This is a genomic window from Roseicella frigidaeris, assembly GCF_003258945.1.
GTDB classification, from domain to species: domain Bacteria; phylum Pseudomonadota; class Alphaproteobacteria; order Acetobacterales; family Acetobacteraceae; genus Paracraurococcus; species Paracraurococcus frigidaeris.
Map to the genome: position 1 here is coordinate 70422 of NZ_QLIX01000012.1, position 23035 is coordinate 93456.

18 protein-coding genes are annotated in these 23035 nt (G+C 73.9%); 13 read left to right on the forward strand and 5 right to left on the reverse strand.

The genetic code is table 11. The features are described from left to right. Positions 1–30: 30 nt before the first annotated feature. Positions 31–273 (reverse strand): DUF6582 domain-containing protein, encoded by a 243-nt coding sequence (locus DOO78_RS16015; protein ID WP_111470872.1) that lies wholly within the window; start codon positions 271–273, stop codon positions 31–33. 325 nt (positions 274–598) lie between these two features. Here DOO78_RS16015 and DOO78_RS16020 point away from each other — a divergent pair, with 325 nt between their 5' ends. Then, positions 599–1750, forward strand: a complete 1152-nt coding sequence (locus DOO78_RS16020) for an MFS transporter (protein ID WP_243634572.1) — start codon at positions 599–601, stop codon at positions 1748–1750. A 75-nt stretch (positions 1751–1825) separates the two neighbouring features. On the opposite strand, the gene DOO78_RS16025 is transcribed toward DOO78_RS16020, so the two are convergent. Further along, positions 1826–2755 carry a LysR substrate-binding domain-containing protein gene (locus tag DOO78_RS16025; protein ID WP_165838922.1) on the reverse strand — a complete coding sequence of 310 codons (930 nt, stop codon included), beginning with the start codon at positions 2753–2755 and terminating at the stop codon, positions 1826–1828. A gap of 109 nt (positions 2756–2864) precedes the next feature. On the opposite strand from DOO78_RS16025, the gene DOO78_RS16030 reads away from it, so the two are divergent. The 3 genes from DOO78_RS16030 (at position 2865) to DOO78_RS16040 (ending at position 5149) form a co-directional block, all read left to right on the forward strand. After that, positions 2865–3401 (forward strand): thiamine pyrophosphate-binding protein, encoded by a 537-nt coding sequence (locus DOO78_RS16030; RefSeq protein ID WP_408887577.1) that lies wholly within the window; start codon positions 2865–2867, stop codon positions 3399–3401. After that, a complete protein-coding gene (locus tag DOO78_RS16035; protein WP_207802932.1) occupies positions 3398–3982 on the forward strand; it encodes a thiamine pyrophosphate-dependent enzyme in 585 nt (194 codons plus the stop codon). The genes DOO78_RS16030 and DOO78_RS16035 overlap by 4 nt, the downstream gene beginning before the upstream one ends. A gap of 165 nt (positions 3983–4147) precedes the next feature. After that, positions 4148–5149: a Bug family tripartite tricarboxylate transporter substrate binding protein gene (locus DOO78_RS16040; protein ID WP_165838923.1), complete on the forward strand. Its 1002-nt coding sequence runs from the start codon at positions 4148–4150 to the stop codon at positions 5147–5149. Between the two features lie 17 nt (positions 5150–5166). Here the strand turns inward: DOO78_RS16040 and DOO78_RS16045 are convergent, their stop codons facing one another. Beyond that, complete coding sequence (locus DOO78_RS16045; RefSeq protein WP_111470877.1) at positions 5167–6306, reverse strand: NAD(P)/FAD-dependent oxidoreductase; 1140 nt, start codon at positions 6304–6306, stop codon at positions 5167–5169. Between the two features lie 191 nt (positions 6307–6497). Between DOO78_RS16045 and DOO78_RS16050 the strand changes: the two genes are divergently transcribed. Further along, a complete protein-coding gene (locus DOO78_RS16050; protein WP_111470878.1) occupies positions 6498–7724 on the forward strand; it encodes an MFS transporter in 1227 nt (408 codons plus the stop codon). After that, positions 7724–8998, forward strand: coding sequence for an arsenic transporter (locus DOO78_RS16055; RefSeq protein ID WP_111470879.1), 1275 nt, complete (start codon positions 7724–7726; stop codon positions 8996–8998). Before DOO78_RS16050 ends, DOO78_RS16055 begins: the two co-directional genes overlap by 1 nt. A gap of 94 nt (positions 8999–9092) precedes the next feature. Here the strand turns inward: DOO78_RS16055 and DOO78_RS27560 are convergent, their stop codons facing one another. Then, positions 9093–9413, reverse strand: a complete 321-nt coding sequence (locus tag DOO78_RS27560) for a hypothetical protein (RefSeq protein WP_165838924.1) — start codon at positions 9411–9413, stop codon at positions 9093–9095. A gap of 185 nt (positions 9414–9598) precedes the next feature. On the opposite strand from DOO78_RS27560, the gene DOO78_RS27565 reads away from it, so the two are divergent. From DOO78_RS27565 to DOO78_RS16080, 4 genes are all read left to right on the forward strand, one after another. Then, positions 9599–9952, forward strand: a complete 354-nt coding sequence (locus DOO78_RS27565) for a hypothetical protein (RefSeq protein ID WP_165838925.1) — start codon at positions 9599–9601, stop codon at positions 9950–9952. An 80-nt stretch (positions 9953–10032) separates the two neighbouring features. Next, positions 10033–11385 carry a TolC family protein gene (locus DOO78_RS27570; RefSeq protein ID WP_165838926.1) on the forward strand — a complete coding sequence of 451 codons (1353 nt, stop codon included), beginning with the start codon at positions 10033–10035 and terminating at the stop codon, positions 11383–11385. 2 nt (positions 11386–11387) lie between these two features. Beyond that, a complete protein-coding gene (locus DOO78_RS16075) occupies positions 11388–12674 on the forward strand; it encodes an efflux RND transporter periplasmic adaptor subunit (RefSeq protein ID WP_111470883.1) in 1287 nt (428 codons plus the stop codon). Positions 12675–12690: 16 nt separating this feature from the next. After that, the gene (locus DOO78_RS16080) at positions 12691–15951 is read left to right on the forward strand and encodes an efflux RND transporter permease subunit (protein ID WP_111470884.1); all 3261 of its coding nucleotides are present in this window, start codon (positions 12691–12693) and stop codon (positions 15949–15951) included. Between the two features lie 145 nt (positions 15952–16096). Here the strand turns inward: DOO78_RS16080 and mntR are convergent, their stop codons facing one another. Continuing rightward, a complete protein-coding gene (mntR, locus tag DOO78_RS16085) occupies positions 16097–16534 on the reverse strand; it encodes a manganese-binding transcriptional regulator MntR (RefSeq protein ID WP_111470885.1) in 438 nt (145 codons plus the stop codon). Between the two features lie 189 nt (positions 16535–16723). On the opposite strand from mntR, the gene DOO78_RS16090 reads away from it, so the two are divergent. The 3 genes from DOO78_RS16090 to DOO78_RS16100 all read left to right on the forward strand — a co-directional run bounded on the left by DOO78_RS16090 (position 16724) and on the right by DOO78_RS16100 (position 22838). Beyond that, on the forward strand, positions 16724–18868 hold the full coding sequence (locus DOO78_RS16090) for a TonB-dependent receptor (RefSeq protein ID WP_111470886.1): 2145 nt from the start codon (positions 16724–16726) through the stop codon (positions 18866–18868). Positions 18869–19071: 203 nt separating this feature from the next. Next, complete coding sequence (locus DOO78_RS16095; RefSeq protein ID WP_111470887.1) at positions 19072–21147, forward strand: hydantoinase/oxoprolinase family protein; 2076 nt, start codon at positions 19072–19074, stop codon at positions 21145–21147. Continuing rightward, positions 21147–22838 carry a hydantoinase B/oxoprolinase family protein gene (locus DOO78_RS16100; protein WP_111470888.1) on the forward strand — a complete coding sequence of 564 codons (1692 nt, stop codon included), beginning with the start codon at positions 21147–21149 and terminating at the stop codon, positions 22836–22838. The genes DOO78_RS16095 and DOO78_RS16100 overlap by 1 nt, the downstream gene beginning before the upstream one ends. Positions 22839–23035 lie beyond the last annotated feature (197 nt).

The following is a 23035-nucleotide window of genomic DNA, read 5'->3' on the forward strand; positions in this document are numbered from 1 at the left end:
CCGGGCCGGCGCGGGCCGGCGCGAGCGCCGCTACGGCTTCCCCAGCTCGCGCCAGTGCCGCTCCTTCAGCTCCACGCCGAATTTCCGCGCCGCGGCCTGGATGCGTTTCCAGGCCTCGTCCCGCTCCGCGTCGCTGACGCCCTGCACCTGGTCGAAGCGCGCGACGGCGTTGCGGACATGCCGCGCGTCCTCGAGAGGCTCCTTGCGCTGCCGGGGAAAGGCGAACTCCCTGCTCGACAGCTTGTCGCGCGCCGTCTTGTCCAACTCGGCCATGGTCCGTCTCCGGAAGCCCGGGCCCACAACGTCGCTCCCCTGACCCGGTTTGGCGGATGGGCATTCCCCGAAAGAGGCCAGGCGGAGGCCAGGCCGTGCGCCGCCCCCGCCCTTGTGATCCCGCGGCCTCGTCGTCCCCTTGGTCGATCGACCACAGGCCGGGCGATGGGCAATGGCGCGGCGGTCGCACCGGCGCGATACTCACCCTCGACATAACCGAGGCCGTCCCTTCATGAGACAGCAAGCACTCACCGCGGAAGCCGGGCAAAAGATTACTCAAAATTCAGAAAAGCTTGCCCTGGCCCGTGGCGAGACGGCCTTCGCGATGCTGCTGACGCTCAGCGTCTGCCACCTGTTGAACGATATGGTGCAGTCGCTGGTGCCAGCCCTCTATCCCATTCTCAAGGAGAACTACGCCCTTTCCTTCAGCCAGATCGGGCTGATCACCCTGGCCTTCCAGTGCACCGCCTCGCTGCTGCAGCCCGTCGTGGGCTTCTATACGGACAAGCGGCCGGCCCCCTATTCGCTGCCGGTCGGCATGGCCTCGACCCTGGCCGGGCTGCTGCTGCTGTCGCAGGCGGCCAGCTACCCCGTCATCCTCCTGGCCGCGGCCATGATCGGCGTGGGATCCTCCATCTTCCATCCGGAGGCGTCGCGCGTGGCGCGCTTGGCCTCGGGCGGGCGCTACGGCCTGGCGCAGTCACTGTTCCAGGTCGGCGGCAATTTCGGCCAGGCCATCGGCCCGCTGCTGGCCGCCTTCATCGTCGTGCCGCGCGGCCAGCACAGCATCGTCTGGTTCTCCGCCGCCGCCCTGCTGGGCATGGCCATGCTGACGCGGGTCGGCGGCTGGTATGCGCGCCAGCAGCGGGCCGCCGGCCCGAAGCGCCCGGCGCATGCCGATGGCACGCCGATGCGGCGCGGCAAGGTCCTGTTCGCCGTCGGCATCCTGGTGATGCTGATCTTCTCCAAGAACGTCTACACGGCCAGCCTGAACAGCTACTACACCTTCTACCTCATCGAGACCTTCGGCATCTCGATCCAGGAGGCGCAGTTCTACCTCTTCATCTACCTGGTTTCGATCGTCGTCGGACTGGTGCTCGGCGGCATGGTCAGCGACCGCATCGGGCGCCTGCCGGTCATCTGGTTCTCGATCCTGGGCGTCCTGCCCTTCACCCTGCTCCTTCCCTATGTGGGCCTGACCGCGACGGTCGTCCTCACCGTGATCATCGGCCTGATCATGTCCTCGGCCTTCCCGGCCATCCTGGTCTATGCCCAGCACCTGATGCCCGGCCGGGTGGGCCTAGTCGCCGGCATCTTCTTCGGCTTCTCCTTCGGCCTGGGCGGCCTCGGCGCCGCCGCGCTGGGCGCGCTGGCGGACCAGGTCGGCATCCGGTCGGTCTACATCGCCTGCGCCTACCTCCCCATCCTCGGCATCCTCACGGCGCTGCTGCCGAACATCGAGAAGAAGGCGGCCTGACGGCTTGGCCGCGCCGGGCCCTCATACCCGGCGACGGAGGGGCGGTTGATGGGTCACCATCAACCACCCCTGGTCTCAGCCGGCCAGGATCCGGCCGTCCCAGACCTGCCGCGCCACCATGTCCACGACTTCGCCCCGCAGCATCTCGCCGAAGAGCCGCACGGCGGTGGAAAGCGGCCGGCCGACGGGATGCGCGACCACCAGCCGGCGCGAGAGGCGCGGCCCGGCGATGGGCACGGCATGGATCCGGCCGGCGCCCACCTCCGCATGCACGGAGGCGAGCGGCAGGATCGTGCCGCCCAGCCGCCGCATGACCAGCTCCTTCTGCACCTGCAGCGTATCCGCCTCGACGACGACGTTCAGGGTCAGGCCATGCTGCCGGGCCTCCCGCTCCACCAGGGCGCGGAGGCCGTGCTGCGGCCCGGGCAGGATCAGCCGCCGCGCCGCGACCTCGGCGAAGCCCATGGAGGGCGTCTGGCCTGCCTGCACCGGTTCGCCGGCGACGAAATGCAGGTTCTCCTCCAGCAGCGGCGCGGCGCGGATGCTGGCCGCCCGCTCGGACCCGTAGAGGACGGCGATGTCGACCTCGCCGCCATGCAGCCATTCGAGCAGGTAGCCGCTATAGGCGGTGACGACGCGCAGCGTGACCTCGGGGTGGAGCGACAGGAAGCGCTCGATCAACCGGGTCGCCAGGATGTCGCCGACGGTCGGCGGCATGCCGAACACCACCCGCCCGCGCACCGATCCGGCCTCCTGCGCCAGCTCGGCCCGGGTCTCCTCCACCTGCCGCAGGATGCCGCCGGCGCGCCCCCGCAGCCTCTCCCCGGCCGGGGTCAGCACCATGCCGCGGCCATGGCGGGTGAACAGCGCGAGCTTCAGCTCCTCCTCGAGCAGGCGGATCTGCCGGCTCAGGGCGGGCTGGGCGATGCGCAACCGCTCCGCCGCCTTGCTGATGCTGCCGAGTTCGGCGACCTGGAGGAAAGTGGTGAGCTGGCGGAGATCCATCAGGCCATATCGCCCCGGCATAGCTGAATGCGCCACATTATAATGTCGCTATCCCTCCAGGCCTTCTAGAAGCCGCCCGATGCCCATCCGGGGCGCGGAGGTGGAAATGGTGTCCGATACGGCAGAGGGTGCCGACCAATCCTGGCGGCAGGATGTCTTCGACGTCCTGAAGGCCGCGGGCGTGAAGCATGTCGTCTATGTCCCCGATGCCGGCCATGCCACCGCCATCCGGCTGGCCGAGGCCGATCCGGAGATCAAGGCGGTCGTCCTGACCACCGAGGAGGAGGGCATCGGCTATCTCGCCGGCGCCTGGCTCGGCGGCGAGCGCGGGGCGCTGCTCATGCAGTCCTCCGGCGTCGGCAATTGCATCAACACGCTCGGCCTCGTCGCCTGCGCACGTTTCCCCTTCCTCGCCGTGGTGACCATGCGTGGCGACTGGGCGGAGTTCAACCAGTGGCAGAACCCGATGGGCCAGGCCACCGAGGCGGCGCTGCGGCTGATGGGCGTCATGACCTGGCGGGCGGATGAGGCGAAGGATGTGGCGCCACTGCTCCGTGGCGCGGCCACCATGGCCTTCGAGGGCGACGGCGCCTGCGCGCTGCTGCTCGGTCAGCGGCTGATCGGCGAGAAGGAGTGGGCGAAATGATCGGCGGAACCCTCGATCGGCGCGCCGTCGTCGCCGACCTCCTCCAGGATCGCGGCGAGCTGCTGGTGGTCACCGGCCTCGGCTCGCCCTCCTACGACGTCATGGCAGCGGGCGATCATGACCTGAACTATTACCTCTGGGCCGCCATGGGCAGCGCCATGACGGTCGGCCTCGGCCTCGCCATGGCGCAGCCGCACCGCCCCGTGCTGGTGGTGACCGGCGACGGCGAGGCGCTGATGGGCTTCGGCGCGCTCGCCACCATCGCGCTGCGCAAGCCGCGCAACCTCTCCATCGTCATCCTCGACAACGGGCATTTCGGCGAGACCGGGATGCAGCCGAGCCATGCCGGCCAGGGCATCGAGCTCAGCCGCGTCGCCGAGGCCTGCGGCTTTCCGGTGGTCGATCTGGTCACCGAGCGCCAGGTGGTGGAGCCGCTGCGCCGCCGCATCCAGGCGCGCGAGAGCCTGAACCTTGCGGTGGTGAAGATCCAGGCGGAAAACCTGCCCCGGGCGCTGCCGCCGCGCGACGGGGTGTATGTGAAGAACCGCTTCCGCCTCGCCCTCGGCCACAAGCCGGCCTGACCTCCCGCCGCGGCCGGCCCGCCCCCTGGGGAGGGCCGGCCGCGGCGGCGCCTGCCCCGCGGGTCATCCGGCTGGACGGGACGGCCTTTCGGCACCGCCCGATGGCCCTGACGGCGACACCGCCGCACGACAACGCGCCGCGCAGCGGCAAGCCGAGGAGGATTCATGTCCCGGATCACCCGCCGCACGCTCCTGCAAGGCGCCGGCACGCTCGCCGTGCCGCCATTGGCCGCCCCGCCCTTGACCGCTCCGGCGCTGGCGGCGCCGGCCTGGCCCAGCCAGCCGGTGCGCCTGATCTGCCCCTTCGCCGCCGGCGGCCCGACGGATGTGGCGGCGCGGCTGGTGGCGGATGCGCTGACGCCCGCCCTGCCGCAGCGGGTCATCGTCGAGAACCGCACCGGCGCCGGCGTCCTGGTCGGGACCGAGGCGGTGGCGAAGGCGCGGGACGGCCACAGCTTCCTCTACACCACCATCGCGCATGCGGTGCTGCGCTCGCTGTTCGGCAGCCTGCCCTTCGATCCGGTCGGCGATTTCCAGCCCGTCGCCCTGGTCGGCGTCATCCCGATGCTGCTGCAGATCAACAACGACCTGCCGGCGCGGAGCCTGCCGGAGCTGATCGCGCTCTTCCGCGCGCATCCGGGCCAGTACAATTACGGCAGTTCCGGCGCCGGCGGCGCGGTGCATCTGGCGACCGAGCTGTTCCTGCAGCAGGCGGGCGGGCTCCGGGTCAACCATGTCCCCTATCGCGGCGCGGCGCCGGCCATGCCGGACCTGCTGAACGGCGCGCTGGCCATGTTCCTCAACGTCGCCTCGGACGGGGTGGCGAGCGTGCAGCGCGGCAACACCCGCGGGCTCGCCATCAGCGCCGCGCACCGCCTGCCGCAGCTGCCCGATGTCCCGACCTTCGCCGAGGGCGGGTTGCCCGGCTACGAGGCCTATACCTGGCACATGGTGCTCGCCCCGACCGGCACGCCGCCCGAGGCGATCACCCGCCTGAATGCCGGCATCGCCCGCGCGGCGCAGGAGACGGCGCTGCGCCAGCGCTTCGAGGAGATGACCATCGAGCTGCGGGCGGGCGGCCCGCCCGAGGCCGCCGCCGCCTGGCTGCAGGCGGAGATGGTGAAATGGGACGCCGTGGTGCGGCGCGCCGGCATCACCGCGCAATAGGACCCCGCGTCGCGGCGCTACCGGATGCTGTCCATCGCCGCATCCGGCGCCGCCGCCGGCCGCAGCGGCGCGTAGTCGGCGAGGTCGATGGCCGGCGTCTCGCCCAGCGCCAATTGCGCCAGCAGGCGCCCGGCGAAGGGGCCGATGGTCAGGCCCGAGGGGCCGAGGCCGTTGCCGATCACCAGCCCCTCCGGCCCGGCCCGGCCGAGCAGCGGGCGCAGGTCCGGCCCGGCCGGTCGGAAGCCGATGCGCGTCTCCAGCAAGGTGGCGCGGCCAAGGCCGGGGGCGATGGCCAGCGCCTCGTTCAGCACCTCCGCCTGGCCGGCCGCCGTCACCCGGTGATCGAAGCCCGAGCCGGTCTCGCGCGTCGCCCCGACCACGATGCGCGAGCTGCCGAAGGCGAGCAGGTAATGGCTGCTCGGCGGCAGCACCACCGGCCAGTCCCCGGTCTCCGTGCCCTCGAGCTGCAGATGCGTGATCTGCCCCCGCTGCGGCTGGACGGGCAGGGCGAGGCCGAGCGGCTGCAGCAGCGCCGGCGCCCAGGCCCCGGCCGCGACGATCACGCAATCGGCCGCGATGCTCTCATCCGCCAGGCGGATGCCGGTCACCCGGTCCGCGGCGGTCAGCAGCCCCGCCTCGCCCGCGACGAAGCGCGCGCCATGCCGCTCGGCGCCGCGCCGCAGGGCGGCGGTGATCAGCCGGCCATCGACGCGCGCCCCGCCGGAGAGGAAGACGCCGCCGAGCGCCGGGTGCAGCGGCGGGAACAGCGCCCGCGCCTCCGCGGGCGAGAGGCGCGTGAGCTCGCCCGCCTCCGGCGCCGCGTCCCGGCGGCGCCGGATCGCCTGCTCGATCTGGTCGAGCGCCGCGCCATCGGCGGCGACGGAGAGGGCGCCGACGCGGCGGTAGCCCGTCTCCGTCTCGCCATCCTCGGCGAGCCGGGCGATCAGCTCCGGATAGTAGCGGGCCCCCGCCTCGGCGATGCGGCGCCAGCCGGCATCGACCCGGCCGGAGGACCAGGGCGAGACGATCCCGGCCCCGGCCGCCGTGGCGCGGCCGGGATGCGCCGCATCCGCCACCACCACCTCGGCCCCGGCCAGCGCCAGGTGATAGGCCGCGCTGGCCCCGAGGATGCCCGCACCGATGATCGCCACCCGCATGCCCTGTCGCCCCGCCTGCCCCGCATCCGGTGCCGAGGCTACGCCCGGCCGCCCGGGCCTCCAACCCATGCACGGCCCAGGCATGGCACGGCTCAGGCATGCGGGGCGCGGCGGAGGATTTCGGGATCCGCACGGAACCCATGGCCGTGGAACGCTCTTGCCAATCCTCCCGCCCCTCCGGAGCCCGCTGCATGCGCACCGCCCGCAGCCTCGATGCGCTGAACTTCTTCCTGGCGGATGTGCGGGACGGGCTCGGCCCCTATCTCGCGGTCTACCTGCTGGCGGTGCATCACTGGGACCAGGCCGGGACGGGGCTGGTGCTCTCCCTCGCCGGCATCGCCGGGCTGGTCGCGCAGGCGCCGGCCGGGGCGCTGGTCGACCACAGCCGCGCCAAGCGCGGGCTGATCGTGCTCGCCGCCGTCACCGTCACCCTGGTCTGCCTGGTGATCCCGCTCTGGCCGAGCTTCTGGCCGGTGGCCCTGGCGCAGTTGGCGAGCGGCGCCGCCTCGGCCATCTTCCCGCCGGTGATCGCCGCCGTCACCCTCGGCCTGGTCGGGCATGCCGCCTTCACCCGCCGCACCGGCCGCAACGAGGCCTGGAACCATGCCGGCAACGCCTTCGCCGCGCTCGCGGCCGGCGCGCTCTCGCTCTGGTGGGGGCCGATCGCGGTGTTCTGGCTGCTCGGCGCCATGGCGCTGGCAAGCCTCGCCGCGGTCTTCGCCATCCCCGGCGAGGCCATCGACCATGACCTGGCGCGCGGGCTCGACCCCGGGGCGGCGGGCGGCGGCGCCGAGCGCCCCTCGGGCTGGCGGGTGCTGCTGACCTGCCGCCCGCTGCTGATCTTCGCCCTCTGCGTGGCGCTGTTCCACCTCGCCAATGCGGCGATGCTGCCGCTGGTCGGCCAGAAGCTGGCGCAGCAGGACCTCAACAGCGGCACCGCGCTGATGTCGGCCTGCATCGTGGCGGCGCAGCTCGTCATGATCCCGATGGCCTGGCTGGTCGGGGCGCGCGCCGATGCCTGGGGCCGCAAGCCGCTCTTCCTCGCCGGCTTCGTGGTGCTGGCGGCGCGCGGCGCGCTCTACACCCTCTCCGACGATCCCTGGTGGCTGGTGGCCGTGCAGGCGATGGACGGAGTCGGGGCCGGGCTGTTCGGCGCCCTCTTCCCGGTGATCATCGCCGACCTGACGCGCGGCACCGGGCATTTCAACGTCAGCCTCGGCGCGGTGGCGACCGCCCAGGGCATCGGCGCCTCGCTCAGCAACGCCATGGCCGGGCTCATCGCGGCCGAGATGGGCTACGACGCCGCCTTCCTCACCCTCGCCGCGATCGCCGCGATCGCCGGCCTGGTCTTCTGGTGGGCCATGCCGGAGAGCCGCCGCGCCGCGCCGCGGCACGGCCTGGGGCTCGCCACCGCCTGATGGAGGGCGCCGCCTCCCTGCTGGCCAGCCAGCCCTGGCCGATCTGGGGCATCGTCGGCCTGGCCACGGCCGGCGTGATCCTGCGCCCCTTCGCCTGGCCGGAATGGATCTGGGCGGCCGCCGGGGCCGGGCTGCTGGTCGCCCTCGGCCTGTTCTCCCCCGCCGAGGCGCTGGCCGGCATCGCCCGCGGGACGGATGTCTACCTCTTCCTCCTCGGCATGATGCTGCTGGCCGAGCTGGCGCGGCTGGAGGGGCTGTTCGACTGGCTCGCGGCGCAGGCCGTGCGCCTGGCGCGCGACTCCGCCACGCGGCTCTTCGCGCTGATCTACGGGGTCGGCGTGCTGGTGACGGTCTTCCTCTCGAACGATGCCACGGCCGTGGTGCTGACCCCGGCGGTCGCCGCCGCGACGCGGGCGGCGCGGGTGCGGGACCCGCTGCCCTATCTCTTCGCCTGCGCCTTCGTCGCCAACGCCGCCAGCTTCGTGCTGCCGATCTCCAACCCGGCCAACCTCGTGCTCTACGGCAGCCGAATGCCCTCGCTGCTGGAATGGCTGCCGCGCTACGCGCTGCCCTCGGCGCTCGCCATCGGCGCCACCTACCTGATGCTGCGCTGGACGCAGCGGCACCGGCTGCGCGAGAGCATCCATTCGGACATCGCGCGGCCCAGGCTTTCCGGTGGCGGCCGCCTCGCCGCGGCCGGCATCGCGGCGACGGCGCTGGTGCTGCTCGCCGCCTCGGCCCGCGACATCCCGCTCGGCCTGCCGACCTTCCTCGCCGGGCTCGCCACCACCCTGCTCGCCCTGCTGCGGGCGCGCCGCGGCCTGCGGGCCGTGGCGACCGGCATCGCCTGGGGCGTGCTGCCACTCGTCGCCGGCCTCTTCGTGCTGGTCGAGGCGCTGGAGAAGACCGGCGTCACCGCCGCCCTGGCGCGGGCGCTGCAGGCGCTGGTGCGGGACCATCCCGGGCTGGCGCCCTGGCTCTCCGGCACGCTCCTCGCCTTCGGCTCCAACCTCGTCAACAACCTGCCGGCCGGGTTGGTGGCGGGGCGCGTGGTGGAACTCGCCACGGTGCCCGAGCCGGTGCGCGCCGCCCTGCTGATCGGCGTCGATCTCGGGCCCAACCTCTCGGTCACCGGCTCCCTGGCCACGCTGCTCTGGCTGGTCGCGCTGCGGCGTGACGGCCAGACGGTCGGCGCCTGGACCTTCCTCCGGCTCGGCTCCCTCGTCATGCCTCCCGCCCTGGTGCTGGCCATCGCCGGCGCCCTCCTCGGCTGAGCCGCGGCGCGCGGCGCCGACAGGACAAGGGCGCCGGATCGCTCCGGCGCCCCCTGCGTGCCGGGGGCGGGCCCCGGCCTCGGGAAGCCGACGCCTAGCCGCCGCTGTTGCTGCCCGCGGTCGGCGACTTGCCGGGCTGGATGGCGCCGTTCGGCGTCAGGTTCGTGCCGGAGCCGGTGGCGCCGCCGGGCATCGCGCTGCCGCCGCCGGCCGGCGGGGCGCCGCGCGGCTCGACCATGCTGCTGCCGGCGGCGCTGCGCGCGGCCGAGCTCGGCGCCCCCGGGCCGGTGGCCACGCCACCGCCGGGCTGCGGCTGGGTCTGCGGGGTGCCGAGATTCGTCCCCGAGACCTGCGCCTGCGCCGTGCCGAGCGCCAGCCCCATGGCAACCGTAGCGAAGAGAACCGATCGAAGCATCTGCTGCCTTTCCCTCGATAGTGGTCAGGCCCCGCCCCACAACGAGGTTCCATGGTTGCAGGTTCGCCGCCCCGGCGCGTCACGCTTGCGCGGGGCCGCCGGCACCTTGATGCCGGTCCGCGGCTATGCGCAGAGTGCCCCCATCGGCACGGTGGAGCGAGATCCGGCAGGCGATGACGCGGGCGATGCGGAACGCAGGGATGGCGCGGAGCTGGGCGGTGCTAACCCGCCTGCTCGCGGCCGGCTTCCTGCTCGCCTGCCTGCTGGTCCCGCCCCATGCCGAGGCAGGCCCGGCCGGGCCGGCGGGCGGCGCCCTTCCTTCCCTTGCCATCGGGCAGGATGGCGGCGCGGGCCAGCCTGGCCGCCCGGACGGGCTGGTGCATGTGGGCGCGCATTGCGCCTGCCAGTTCGCCCTTCGCTTGGCGGCGCCCGGCCCCGACCTGCCCCGGGCCCTTGGCCTGCCGACGCAGCCGCTGCGCACGGATCCCGCCCGCGCCTCCTTCGACGCCGGACCCCCCGCCCGCCCGCCACGGGCCTGACCGAACCCGAGCCGATCACGGCCACGCCCCGGCCTGCCGGGGCGTGGCGCCCTGCCCGCGTTCCGTCCGTCCCAGGTGTCATGTTCCTTCGCATCCGCTTCGGAGTGCCGCCCGCCCTGCGGGGCGCGGCGCTGCTTGCCGCCGCCATCGCCCTGCCCGCGCTGGCCGATCCCGCCCCGGCTGCCCCGGCGGCCGACGACGCGCCCCTGCTGGTGACGACGCCGGCCCAGGCCGCGGCCCTCGCCCTGGCGCGCGCCCCCATCCTGCGCAGCGCCGAGGCCGGCCGCCGGGCGATCCAGGGCGATCGCGTCACCGCCGGGCTGCGGCCCAATCCCGGTCTCACCGTCAGCACCGAGAATATCGGCGGCAGCGGCGGCTATCGCGGCCTCTCGGCGCAGGAGACCACCTTCAGCCTGTCCCAGCGCATCGAGACCGGCGGCAAGCGGCAGGCCCGCATCGCCGCGGCCGACCGCGCCGTGGCGCTCACCGGCCTCGATGTCGCGGCGGTCCGGCTCGACCTGGTGCGGGAGGTGGTGCGCGCCCTGGCCGAGGCGGTGGCCAGCGGCCGGGCGGTGGAGATCGCCCGGGAGCGGGCGCGGCTGGCGGAGGAGGTGCTGCGCGCCACCCGCGCCCGGGTGGAGGCCGGGCGCGAGCCACCGCCGCAGCAGCGCCGCGCCGAGGTGGCGCGGGAGACCGCGCTCCTGGCCTTCGAGCGCTCGGAGCGGGAGGCGGCGGTGGCGCTGCGCAGCCTCGCCGTGCTGCTGGCGGCGCCGCGGCTGCGGGTCGAGCCGGCCCGGGCGGCCTGGTTCGACGATCTCGGGCCGCGCCCCATGGAGGGCGGCCCCGCCGCGGCGCCCCCCGCCTCGCCCCCCGGGCAGCTCGACCGGGCGCGGCTGGAGGCGCTGATCGACCAGCGCCGCGCCGAGCTCGAGCTGCAGCGCCGCAATGCGGTCCCGGATGTCGAGATCGCCGGCGGCGTCCGCCGCTACCGGGAGGCGGGCGGCGACACCGCCTTCGTGCTCGGCCTCACCGTGCCGCTGCCGCTCCATGACCGGAACCAGGGCAACATCCTGCGGGCCGGCGCCGAGCTGACGCGGGCGGAGGCCGAGGCGGAGCGCGGCCGGCTCTATCTCGACGCCGCCCTTGCCGATGCCGAGCGGCGCCTGGCCCAGGCCTGGCGCGCGGCGGATGCCCTGCGGCGCATCGTGCTGCCGGCCGCCGGCGAGGCGGCGGGGGCGGCGCGGGAAGGCTATGTGGCCGGCAAATTCTCCCTGCTCGAGGTGCTCGACGCCCAGCGCGCCCTGTCGGATGCGCGCGAGCAGCTCAACGCCGCGCGGCTCGAGGTGCAGCAGCTGCGCGCCGATATCGACCGGCTGCGCGGGCGCGCCGAGGCCGCCCCGCCGGCCCCGGGCAGCCGGGCGGGAGGGTCCTGAGCATGCGATCGATCCTGCTCCTCCTGGCCGGCGCCGCCGCCGCCCTCGGCGCCGCGGTGCTGCGGCCCGACCTGCCCGCCCATCTGCGCGCCGGCCTCGGCCTCGCTCCCGCGGCCGGGACCGCCGCCCATCACGCCGGCCCCGCCGCGGCCGAGGAGGACGACCACGATCACGGGCATGATCATGGGCATGGCCATGCCCATGGCCCCGGCGAGGACCGGGATGGCGAGGCCGCGGACGGCACGCTCCGCATGACGGAGGAGCAGATCGCGGGCGCCGGGATCACCCTGGCGGCGGCGGGGCCCGGCAGCCTCGCGCGCCGCGTCGCCCTGCCCGGCACGGTGACGGCGAATGCCGACCGGCTGGCGCATGTCCCGGCCCGCGTCGCGGGCATCGTCACCGCCCTGCACCGGCGCCTCGGCGAGGCGGTGGCGGCGGGCGAGGTGCTGGCCGTGGTCGAGAGCGCCGAGATCGCCACCGCCAAGGGCGAGTACCTCGCCGCGCTGCGGACCACCGAGCTCGCCCGCCTCACCTTCGAGCGCGAGCAGCGGCTGTGGCAGCGCAAGGTCTCCGCCGAGCAGGATTTCCTCAAGGCGCGCACCGACTGGCAGGAGGCGCAGATCCGCCTCGACCTCGCGCGGCAGAAGCTGGCGGCGATCGGCCTCGGCCGGACGGAGATCGAGGACCTGCCGCGCCAGCCCATCGAGGCGCTGCGGCGGCAGGAGGTCCGGGCGCCGATCGCCGGCCGCATCACGGCGCGGCCCAAGATGCTGGGCGATGCCGTCTCGGCCGAGATGGAGGTCTACACCCTGGCCGATCTCGCCACGGTCTGGGTGGAGATGGCGGTGCCGCCCGCCGACCTGGCCTTCGTGCAGGAAGGCATGGCGGCCCGCATCGCCGGCGAGAGCGGGAGGCTGGGCGAGGGCCGCATCGTCTTCCTCAGCCCGGTGCTCGACCCGGAGACGCGCTCGGCCCGGGCGGTCGTCGAGCTGCCGAACCCGGCGGGGGCGCTGCGCCCGGGCGGCTTCGTCACCGCCGAGGTCGCCACCGGGGCGCAGGCCGTGCCGCTGCTCCTGCCCCGGGCGGCGCTGCAGCAGGTGGAGGGCGAGACCGTCGTCTTCGTCCGCACGGCCGAGGGCTTCGCCCGGCGCGCGGTGGTGCTCGGCCGCGGCGACGGGGAGGAGGTGGAGGTGGTCTCCGGCCTCGATCCCGGCGAGCGCTACGCCGCCGGCAACAGCTTCCTGCTCAAGGCGGAGCTCGGCAAGGCCGAGGCCGGGCATGCGCATTGATCGGGGACACCGGAGCATGATCGCACGCATCCTCGACATCGCGGTGCAGCGGCGCTGGCTGGTGGTGCTGCTGGTCGCCGCCGCGGCCGGCCTCGGCCTGCGCTCGCTGCAATCCCTGCCCATCGACGCGGTGCCGGACATCACCAACAACCAGGTGCAGATCAACACCCTGGCGCCCGCCCTCTCGCCGCAGGAGGTGGAGAAGCAGGTGACCTTCCCGGTGGAGACGGCGATGGCGGGCATCCGCGGCCTGCAATCGACGCGCTCGCTGTCGCGCAACGGCTTCAGCCAGGTCGTCGCCATCTTCGCCGACGAGGTCGGCATCTACCATGCCCGGCAGCAGGTGCTGGAGCGCCTGGCCGAGGCGCGCGAGGCGCTGCCGCCCGGCGTCGAGCCGCGGCTGGGGCCGATCTCGACCGGCCTCGGCGAGATCGTCATGTGGGTGCTCGACTGGGCGCCGCGCCGCGCGGGCGATGCCGCCGGCGAGGGCCGCCCGGGCTGGCAGGCGGATGGCGGCTACCTGACGCCCGAGGGCCGCCGCCTGGCGACCGCGCTCGATCGCAGCGCCTATCTGCGCACCCTGCAGGACTGGGTGATCCGGCCGCAGCTCCGCACCGTGCCGGGCGTCGCGGGGGTCGATGCCATCGGCGGCCATGTCAAGCAGTACCATGTCGAGCCCGACCCGGCGAAGCTGATCGGCCTCGGCCTCTCCTTCGCCGACCTGGCCGAGGCGCTGGAGCGCAACAATGCCAGCCGCGGCGCCGGCTATATCGAGCGCGGCGGCGAGGGCTACGTCGTCCGCTCCGGCGGCAGGCTCGAGGGCATCGAGGATATCGGCGCCGTGGTGGTGGCGACCCGCGAGGGCGTGCCGGTGCGGATCCGCGACCTCGCCCGGGTCGGGACCGGCCGCGAGCTGCGGACCGGCAGCGGCAGCGTCGATGGGCGGGAGGCGGTGATCGGCACCGCGCTGATGCTGATCGGCGAGAACAGCCGGACGGTGGCGGCGGCGGTCGAGGCCAGGATCGGCGAGATCGCCCGCACCCTGCCGCCCGGCATCGAGCTCCGCATCGTGCTGAACCGGACCGCGCTGGTGGATGCGACGATCCGGACGGTGGCGAAGAACCTGGCCGAGGGCGCGCTCCTCGTCATCGCCGTGCTCTTCCTGCTGCTCGGCAACCTGCGGGCGGCGGTGGTGACCGCGCTGGTCATCCCGGTCACCATGCTGCTGGCGGTGACCGGGATGCTGCAGGGCGGCCTGAGCGCCAACCTGATGAGCCTCGGGGCGCTCGATTTCGGCCTCATCGTCGATGGCGCCGTCATCGTCACCGAGAACAGCCTGCGGCACCTGGCGGCGCGGCAGCACGCCCTCGGGCGCGTGCTGACGGCCGCGGAGCGGCTGCCCGTGGTGGCCGCCGCGGCGCGGGAGATGATCCGGCCTTCCCTCTTCGGGCAGGCGATCATCATCCTGGTCTACCTCCCCCTGCTCGCCTTCCAGGGGGTCGAGGGCAAGATGTTCGCCCCGATGGCGCTCACCGTCGTCATCGCGCTCCTGGCCGCCTGCGTGCTCTCGCTCACCTTCGTCCCGGCGATGATCGCGCTCGCGGTCACCGGCCGGGTGCGGGAGACGGAGAGCCGGCCCCTCCGACTCCTCCGGCGCCTCTACGCGCCGGCGCTCGACCTCGCCCTGCGCCGGCCGCTGCCGGTCATCAGCGGGGCGGGCCTGCTCTTCCTCGGCGCGCTCCTCCTCGGCGGCCGGCTCGGCTCGGAGTTCATCCCGCAGCTCGACGAGGGGAACATCGCCATGCATGCCCTGCGCATCCCCTCCACGGCGCTGACGCAGTCCCAGGCGATGCAGCTGCGGATCGAGCAGACCGTCTCGGCCTTCCCGGAGGTGGCGGTGGTCTTCTCCAAGACCGGCACCGCCGAGGTGGCGTCCGACCCGATGCCGGTGAACGTCTCGGACACCTTCATCATCCTCCGGCCCCGCGCGCATTGGCCGGACCCGGCCTTGCCGAAGGCGGCGCTGATCCGCCGGCTCCAGGAGGCGGTGGGCCGGCTTCCCGGCAACAATGTCGAGTTCACCCAGCCGATCCAGATGCGGTTCAACGAGCTGCTGGCGGGCACCCGCGGCGACCTCTCGGTGAAGGTCTTCGGCGAGGAATTCGCGCCGATGCTCGCCGCCGCCAACCGCGTCGCCGGCATCCTGCGCGGCATCGCCGGGGCGGAGGATGTGCGCGTGGAGCAGGCGACGGGGCTGCCCGTCCTCGAGATCACCGTGGACAAGGCGGAGATCGCCCGGCGCGGCCTCAGCCTGGATGCGGTGCAGGAGGTGATCGGCACCGCCATCGGCGGGCGCCAGGCCGGCTGGGTCTTCGAGGGCGATCGCCGCTTCGCCATCGTCGTGCGGCTGCCCGAGGCCCTGCGCAGCGACCTCGAGGCGCTGCGCAACCTGCCCGTGGCCCTGCCCGGGGCGGGGCCGGCCGGCGCGGCGAGCGTGCCGCTGCGCAGCCTCACCGGCTTCCGCCTCGCCGAGGGGCCGAACCAGGTCAGCCGCGAGAACGGCAAGCGCCGCGTCGTGGTCACGGCCAATATCCGCGGCCGCGACATCGCCTCCGTCGTGGCCGAGGCGCAGGCGCAGGTGGCGGCCGGGATCGCCCTGCCCCCCGGCTACTTCGTCACCTGGGGCGGCCAGTTCGAGAGCCTGCAGGCCGCCGAGCGGCGGCTGATGGTCGTCGTGCCGGCGGCGTTCTTCCTCATCGTCCTGCTGCTCGCCACGGCGCTCGGCACGGTGCGCGAGGCGCTGCTGGTCTTCAGCGCGGTGCCGCTGGGGCTGACCGGCGGCATCGCCCTGCTCTGGCTGCGGGGCATGCCGCTCTCGGTCTCCGCCGTGGTCGGCTTCATCGCGCTCTCGGGCGTCGCCGTGCTGAACGGCCTGGTGATGCTGAACCGGGTCGCGCAGCTGCGCGCCGAGGGGCACGGGCGGCGGGAGGCGGTGCGGCAGGGCGCCCTGGACCGGCTGCGGCCGGTGGCGATGACCGCCCTCGTCGCCGCGCTCGGCTTCCTGCCGATGGCGCTGGCGACCGGCCCGGGCGCCGAGGTGCAGAAGCCGATCGCCACGGTGGTGATCGGCGGCTTGGTCACCGCCACCCTTCTCACCCTGATGGTGCTGCCGGCCCTCTATGCGCGCTTCGGCAGCGCCGAGGTCCCGTCATCGCATCCCCGGGGGCAGGAGAGGAAGGCGACGGGGCGAGCGGCATTGCCGGCGACGGCGGAGTGACGCCGGCGGCCGGCGCCGGGCCGTCATACCCGGCGCAGGACGTGCTGGCCTGCGGCCCGCAGGGCCGAGCGCCCGAACGGGCGTCGCGCCCGGTGGCGCAAAGGCCCAGGCAAACCGGAGGGTTGCACCCGGTGTCTGAGCGGCATCAGCCCGCCGGCGGATGCGCCGCCAGGAACCGCTCGAAGGCGGCGAGGGTCGGGCCGCTGACATGGTGCTCGATACCCTCGGCATCGAGTTCTGCCACCTCGGGCGGCACGCCGACGGCGCGCAGGAAGGCGACCACGGTCTGGTGCCGCGCCCGCACCCTGCGGGCCAGGGCCTGGCCGGCCTCGGTGAGGAAGACGCCGCGATAGGGCTTGCCGTTGGCGAGGCCGTCCCGCTTCAGGCGGCCGATGGTCTTGATGGCCGTGGCATGGGTGACGCCGAGACGGCGGGCGATGTCGGTCGCCCGCGCCTCGCCCTCGGTGTCGAGCAGGTCGGCGATGATTTCGACATAGTCCTCGGCCAGGGCGCTGGCCCGGGCGGAGCGGGCGGAGGCGTGCCGGACGGCCTCGGCCGGGGGGCCGGCCGTCCCGCCATCCATGGGAGGCTTCACGGGGAGGTCTGCGGACGAGGTCACCGCCTCAGATCAGCATTTTCGCAGGTCAGTGTCAATTTGTAGCCAATGGAACATCATCGGATTGGATGACCTATTCCGGGAGGAAGGCTCATTACGCTTGCCCTGGTCGCCATGCCCTATAGTGTTCCATAGGCTACATCATGGAGGAGAGGCATGCGGCGACGGGACCGGGCGAGGCATCCTGCGGCGCCGGGGCGCCGGATACCCTGGCCCCTGCTGCTGCTGGCCGGCGGCTGCCTGCAGGCCGAGGCCCGGGCCCAGGACGGTGAGCCGGAGGCCGCCCCGACCGAGCTGCCGGAGCTCGTCGTCGAGGCCCGCCCCTCCGAGGCGGCACGGCTGCGCATCCCTCCCGCCCTCGGCGCCAGCGTCACCGAGATCGACCGCGAGGCCATCGAGAGCCTGCCGCTCGGCGGCTCGGCCCCGCTGAGCCAGGTGCTGCTGCAGGCGCCGGGCGTCGCCGGCGACGCGCAGGGCGACATCCATGTCCGCGGCGACCACCGCAACCTGCAATACCGCATCGACGGCGTCATGATCCCCGAGGCCATCGGCGGCTTCGCCCAGCTCTTCGAGGCGCGCGGCCTGCGCTCGGTCAGCCTGATCACCGGCGCGCTGCCGGCGCAATTCGGCCTGCGCACCGCCGGCGTCATCGACCTGCAGCTCCGCTCCGGCGCCGAGAATCCCGGCGGGTCGGCCGGGCTCAGCGGCGGCAGCCACGGCACCGTGCAGCCCTTCCTGTCCTATGGCGCAGCCATCGGGCCCTTCGAATACTACCTGACCGGCAGCTTCCTCCGCAGCGACCGCGGCTTCGAGAACCCGACGCCGGCCTACACCGCCCGGAACAACGAGACGGAGCAGCTCCGTGGTCTTGGCAGCTTCGGCTACCGTCTCGACGACCGGACGCGGCTTGCCCTCATCGCCGGCACCAACCAATCCCGCTTCCAGGTGCCCGCCGTGCCGGACCAGCCCGCCCGCTTCACGGCCTTCGGCCAGGGCAGCCTGGACAGCGCCGATCTGCGCGCCCGGCAATGGCAGCGCGGCAGCTTCGGCGTGCTGGCGCTGCAGCGGTCTGAGGGCGCGCTGGACACCCAGCTCTCGGCCTATGCGCGGCAGAGCTCGCTGAACTATCTGCCCGACCTGCTCGGGGAGATGCTGGCAAACGGCGTCGCCGCCGAGACGCGGCGGAACAACCTCTCGATCGGCCTGCAGGCGGATGCCACCTGGCGCGCCGCGGCGGCGCATACGCTGCGCTTCGGCCTCCTCGCCTCGACCGACACCACCCGCAACCGCATGGCGACCACGGTGCTGCCGCTCGACGCCGCCGGCAACGCCTTCGACGCGCCCCGCACCATCGCCGACCGCGCGACGCTGACGCAGCAGCTCTACGGCCTCTACCTGCAGGACGAGTGGCGCCTCACCGAGCGGCTGACCGCCAATCTCGGCGCCCGCTTCGACATCGTGCAGGGGCCGGCCGACGGGTCGCAGCTCAGCCCGCGCGCCAACCTCGTCTGGCGGGCCACGGAGACGACGACCCTCGCCCTCGGCTATGCCCGCTACTTCACGCCGCCGCCGGCGGAGCTGCTGGCCCGGCCGACCCTGCCCCTCTATGCCGGCACCACGGCCGCGCCCGCCGTGCCGGGCATCGGCCCGGTGCTGCCGGAGAGTGCGCATTACTTCAATCTCGGCCTGCGCCAGGCGCTCGGCGAGCATCTCACCCTCGGCGCCGAGGCCTATTACCGGCAGTCGCGGAACCTGCAGGATCTGGGGCAGTTCGGCACCGCCTACATCTTCTCGCCCTACAACTACCGCGACGGCCGCCTCTACGGCGTGGAGCTGACGGCGAGCTACCGCGACGGGCCGCTGCTCGCCCATGGCAACCTCGCCTATGGCCGGGCCGAGGGGCGCGACCCCGTCTCCAACCAGTATCTCCTCGATCCCGCGGAGTATGCCTATGCCCGCGGCAAATATGTCCGGCTCGACCACCTGCAGACCATCACCGGCTCGGCCGGCCTCGGCTACCGGCCCTGGCCCGGCGGCACGGTCGGGGGCACGCTCGTCTATGCCAGCGGGCTGCGCAGGGGGTTCGCCAACAGCGAGCATGTCACGCCCTACCTGACGGCCAATCTCAGCCTGGCGCAGGAGTTCGAGCTGCCGCGGGCCGGGCGCTGGACGGCGCGGCTCGACCTGCTGAACATCGGCGACCGGATCTACCAGCTCCGCGACGGCACCGGCATCGGGGTCAGCGCGGAGCAGTACGGGCTGCGGCGCGCGGTCTTCGTCAGCCTGTCCCGGGCGCTGTAGGATATCCGGTCTGCCGCCGGCCTGGGCAGCCCTGCCGTCCCGCTGCGCAGCCGGCGCCGCACCGGCCGCATCTTCCGCGCTCCGGGTCCCGATAGGTGCTTCCCAGCGGCGGTCATGGCCGGTTTGATGGCCCGACCGCGCTGGAGGATCAGCCCATGACGCCACCGCCCGCCCCCCGCCTGCCGCCCCGGCGGGGCTGACGCATGGCCTGGCGCATCGGCGTCGATATCGGCGGCACCTTCACGGATGTGGCGCTGGTCGAGGAGGGCACGGGGCGCCTGGCCGTCGCCAAGGTGCTGACCACGCCGCCGGATTTCGGCCAGGGCGTGCTGGAGGGGCTGCGGCAGGCGCTGGCCGGCAACGCCATCGCGGCCGCCGAGGTCTCGCTGCTCGCGCATGCCACGACGGTCGTCACCAACGCGCTGCTGGAGCAGAAGGGCGCCAGGGCCGCCTTCGTCTCGACCCGTGGCTTCCGCGACCTGCTGGAGCTGCGGCGCAGCGCCCGCGCCGATCTCTACGACCTGTTCCAGGACGGGCCGAGCGTGCTCATCCCGCGCCGGCGCCGCTTCGAGATCACCGGGCGGATCGACGCCCAGGGCGCGGTGGTGACGCCGCTGGCGGAGCCGGAGGTGCCGGCGCTGGTCGAGGCGATCCGCGCCTCGGGCGCCGAGACGGTCGGCGTCTCGCTGCTCTTCTCCTTCCTCAACGACGCTCATGAGCGGCGGCTGGGCGCGCTGCTGCGCGCCGCCCTGCCGGGGGTGCGGGTCTTCCTCTCCTCCGAGGTGCTGCCCGAGATCCGGGAATACGAGCGCGCCAGCACCACCGCGGTCTGCGCCTATGTCGGGCCGCTGCTGGAGGGCTACCTGGCGCGGCTGCAGGCGGCGACCGGCCAGCTCGGCCTGCCGCCGCTGCATGTCATGGGCAGCGGCGGCGGCGTGCTGGACGTGGCGGAATGCCTGCGCATGCCGGCCGCCATCGTCGAGAGCGGCCCGGCCGCCGGGGTGGTGGCGGCGGCGCTGGTCGGCCGGCAGCTCGGCCTGCCCAACATCCTCTCCTTCGACATGGGCGGCACCACCGCCAAGGCCAGCACCGTCGTCGATGGCACGGTGACGGTGACCGCGGAGTACGAGGTCGGCGGCAGCGTCAACGGCAAGCGCTTCGTCGCCGGCACCGGCCACCCGATCCGGGTGCCGGTGGTGGATCTGGCCGAGGTCAGCGCCGGCGGCGGCAGCATCGCCTGGGTCGATCCCGGCGGCGCGCTGAAGGTCGGCCCGCACAGCGCCGGCGCCATGCCCGGCCCCGCCGCCTATGGCCGCGGCGGCACCCGGCCGACGGTGACCGATGCCAATATCCTGCTCGGCTACCTGGACGCGACGGCGCTGCTCGACGGCCGGCTGCGGATCGACCGCGCCGCCGCCGAGCGCGCGGTCGCCGAGCATGTCGCCGGGCCGCTCGGCCTCCCGGTCCTCGAGGCCGCGGCCCGCATCGTCGAGGTGGTGAACGCCAATATGTGCGACGCGCTGCGCATCGTCTCGGTCGAGCGCGGCCATGATGCGCGGGAGTTCAGCCTGATGGCCTTCGGCGGCGCCGGGCCGGTGCATGCCGCCTTCCTCGCCGCCGAGCTGGGGGTGCCGGAGGTGGTGGTGCCACCCGGCCCCGGCGCCTTCTCGGCGCTCGGCCTGGTGGCGACCGACCTGCGGCGCGACTATGCCCGCACCCTCTACGCCACGCTCGACGCCGCCGATCCGGCGCGCATCGCCGAGGTGGTGGCGGCGATGGAGGCCGAGGGCCTCGCCATGCTGGACGCCGCCGGCGTGCCGGCGGATCGCCGCGCCCTGCTGCGCCAGGCGGATTGCCGCTACCGCCGGCAGGCCTATGAGCTGACGGTGCCGATGCAGGACGGGCCGGTGACGGCGGCGACCCTCTCGGCGCTGGCCGCCGCCTTCCATGCCCGCCACGCCCAGACCTATGGCCATGCGAACGAGGCCGAGCCGGTGCAGCTCGTCAACCTCCGCCTCAGCGCCATCGGCCGCCAACCGGCGCTGACTCTGGCCCAGCCCTGCCGCCCCGAGGCCGCGCGCGCAGGCGAGCGGCCCGTCTGGTTCGACGGCGCCCTGCGCCCGACGCGCATCCTCTGGCGCGAGGGCCTGGCGCCGGGCGCGGCGGTGCCCGGCCCGGCGGTGCTCGAGGCGCTCGATTCCACCACCCTGGTCCCGCCGGGCTGGGTGGCGGCGGTGGCGGAGCACGGGCTGCTGCGCATGACCCGGGGAGACGGCTGATGCGAGACCCGCTGCATGGCATCGATCCCGCCCGCTTCGAGGTGGTGAAGAACGCGCTGCTCGCCGCCGCCGAGGAGATGAAGATCGTCCTGGCGAAGACCGCCTATTCGCCGCTGCTGAAGGTGGCGGGCGACTATTCCTGCGGCATCTTCAACGCCCGCGGCGAGATGGTGGCGCAGGGGCCCGACCTGCCGATCCATCTCGGCTCCATGCCGGATGCGGTCGGCAGCGTGGCGCGCGCCTTCCCCGATGTCGCGCCGGGCGACGTGTTCATCCACAACGACCCCTATCGCGGCGGCTCGCACCTGCCGGACGTCAACGTGGTGATGCCGGCCTTCCACCAGGGGCGGCTGCTCGGCTTCGGCTGCGTCCGCGCCCATTGGCCGGATATCGGCAGCGCCACGCCCGGCAGCTACGGCGCGGTGACGGAGATCTATGGCGAGGGGCTGCGCCTGCCACCGGTCCGGCTCTACCGCGACGGCAAGCCGGACCCGTCGGTGGAGGCCATCATCCTCGCCAATGTCCGCACCCCGGCGGAGCGGCTGGGCGATATCCGCGCCCAGGTCGCCGCCAACCGGCGGGCGGCGGAGCGGATGATCGGCCTTGCCGGCAAATACGGCGTCGACGAGCTGTTGCGCATCATGGATGCGGTGCTCGACTATTCCGAGACGATGATGCGCCAGGCGCTGCGGGCGCTGCCGGATGGCGATGCCGGCTTCGAGGATATCATCGACGGCGACGGCATCCTGGAGCCGGGCGAGGATGCGGACCGCCCGTTCCGCCTCCGGCTCGCGCTCCGCAAGCGCGGCGACACCATCGCCGCGGATTTCGCCGGCTCCGACCCGCAGGTGCCGGGGCCGATGAACGCGCCGCTCAGCGTCACCGCCTCCGGCGTCTATGCGGCCCTGAAGATGATCGTCGACCCGGACAGCCTGATCCCGCCGAATTCCGGCTGCTGGCGGCCGGTGACGGTGACGGCGCCACCCGGCAGCGTGGTGAACGCGCAGGAGCCGGCGCCGGTGGTCTATGCCAACCACGAGATGTCGCACCGCGTCTCCGAGATGGTCTTCGCCGCCATGTACGGCATCACGCCGGACCGGGTGCTGGCCGGCTCCCAGGGCACCAGCGGCATCACCACCTTCGGCGGCATCGACTACCGCAGCGGCGAGCGCTTCGTCAGCTACGAGAGCACCAAGGGCGGCTTCGGCGCGCGGCCGGTGAAGGACGGCATCAACGCCGTCTCGGCGGTGATCAGCAACATGCTGAACACGCCGATCGAGGTGCTGGAGATGAGCGCGCCGCTGCGCGTCGAGGAATACGCGCTGGTGCCGGACAGCGGCGGCGCCGGCACCTGGCGCGGCGGCCTCGGCGTGCGGCGCTCCTGGCGCGTGCTGGGCCATGCGCTGCGCGGCGCCATGTGCTTCGAGCGGCAGGTGACGCCGCCCTTCGGCCAGGCCGGCGGCCTGCCGGGCAGCAAGGCCCGGCTCTGGATCACCCTGCCCGACGGCACGCAACGGGTGCTGGCCGGCAAGGGCGCCTTCACCGCGCCGGAAGGCGCGGTGGTGACGGTGGAGGCGCCGGGCTCCGGCGGCTACGGCCCGCCGGCCGGGCGCGACCGCGCCGCGCTGCGCGAGGACGTGCTGGACGGCTATGTCACGGCGGAGAGCGCCGACCGCGACTACGGCGGCTGAGGCCGCGTTCCAACCCGGCCCGCGCCGTCGCCCCGGCCGGCATCGTGCCGCGTCTGTCCCGCGCCTGATCCCGCGGCGGGCCGGGGCAAACCCATCCCCGCCGCCCGCGTTGGCAGGGCACGCGGCCAGGCCGGATGCGATGCGCCTGCGGCCAGGGGTGGGGCGGATGAGCGGTGCATGGTGATCCCGACGAAGCC

Coding starts and splice junctions, on each gene's coding strand:
- DOO78_RS16015 (WP_111470872.1), bottom strand. CDS start 273: ATGGCCGAGTTGGACAAGACGGCGCGCGACAAGCTGTCGAGCAGGGAG.
- DOO78_RS16020 (WP_243634572.1), top strand. CDS start 599: ATGCTGCTGACGCTCAGCGTCTGCCACCTGTTGAACGATATGGTGCAG.
- DOO78_RS16025 (WP_165838922.1), bottom strand. CDS start 2,755: ATGGATCTCCGCCAGCTCACCACTTTCCTCCAGGTCGCCGAACTCGGC.
- DOO78_RS16035 (WP_207802932.1), top strand. CDS start 3,398: ATGATCGGCGGAACCCTCGATCGGCGCGCCGTCGTCGCCGACCTCCTC.
- DOO78_RS16040 (WP_165838923.1), top strand. CDS start 4,148: ATGTCCCGGATCACCCGCCGCACGCTCCTGCAAGGCGCCGGCACGCTC.
- DOO78_RS16045 (WP_111470877.1), bottom strand. CDS start 6,306: ATGCGGGTGGCGATCATCGGTGCGGGCATCCTCGGGGCCAGCGCGGCC.
- DOO78_RS16050 (WP_111470878.1), top strand. CDS start 6,498: ATGCGCACCGCCCGCAGCCTCGATGCGCTGAACTTCTTCCTGGCGGAT.
- DOO78_RS16055 (WP_111470879.1), top strand. CDS start 7,724: ATGGAGGGCGCCGCCTCCCTGCTGGCCAGCCAGCCCTGGCCGATCTGG.
- DOO78_RS27560 (WP_165838924.1), bottom strand. CDS start 9,413: ATGCTTCGATCGGTTCTCTTCGCTACGGTTGCCATGGGGCTGGCGCTC.
- DOO78_RS27565 (WP_165838925.1), top strand. CDS start 9,599: ATGCGGAACGCAGGGATGGCGCGGAGCTGGGCGGTGCTAACCCGCCTG.
- DOO78_RS27570 (WP_165838926.1), top strand. CDS start 10,033: ATGTTCCTTCGCATCCGCTTCGGAGTGCCGCCCGCCCTGCGGGGCGCG.
- DOO78_RS16075 (WP_111470883.1), top strand. CDS start 11,388: ATGCGATCGATCCTGCTCCTCCTGGCCGGCGCCGCCGCCGCCCTCGGC.
- DOO78_RS16080 (WP_111470884.1), top strand. CDS start 12,691: ATGATCGCACGCATCCTCGACATCGCGGTGCAGCGGCGCTGGCTGGTG.
- mntR (WP_111470885.1), bottom strand. CDS start 16,534: ATGGATGGCGGGACGGCCGGCCCCCCGGCCGAGGCCGTCCGGCACGCC.
- DOO78_RS16090 (WP_111470886.1), top strand. CDS start 16,724: ATGCGGCGACGGGACCGGGCGAGGCATCCTGCGGCGCCGGGGCGCCGG.
- DOO78_RS16095 (WP_111470887.1), top strand. CDS start 19,072: ATGGCCTGGCGCATCGGCGTCGATATCGGCGGCACCTTCACGGATGTG.
- DOO78_RS16100 (WP_111470888.1), top strand. CDS start 21,147: ATGCGAGACCCGCTGCATGGCATCGATCCCGCCCGCTTCGAGGTGGTG.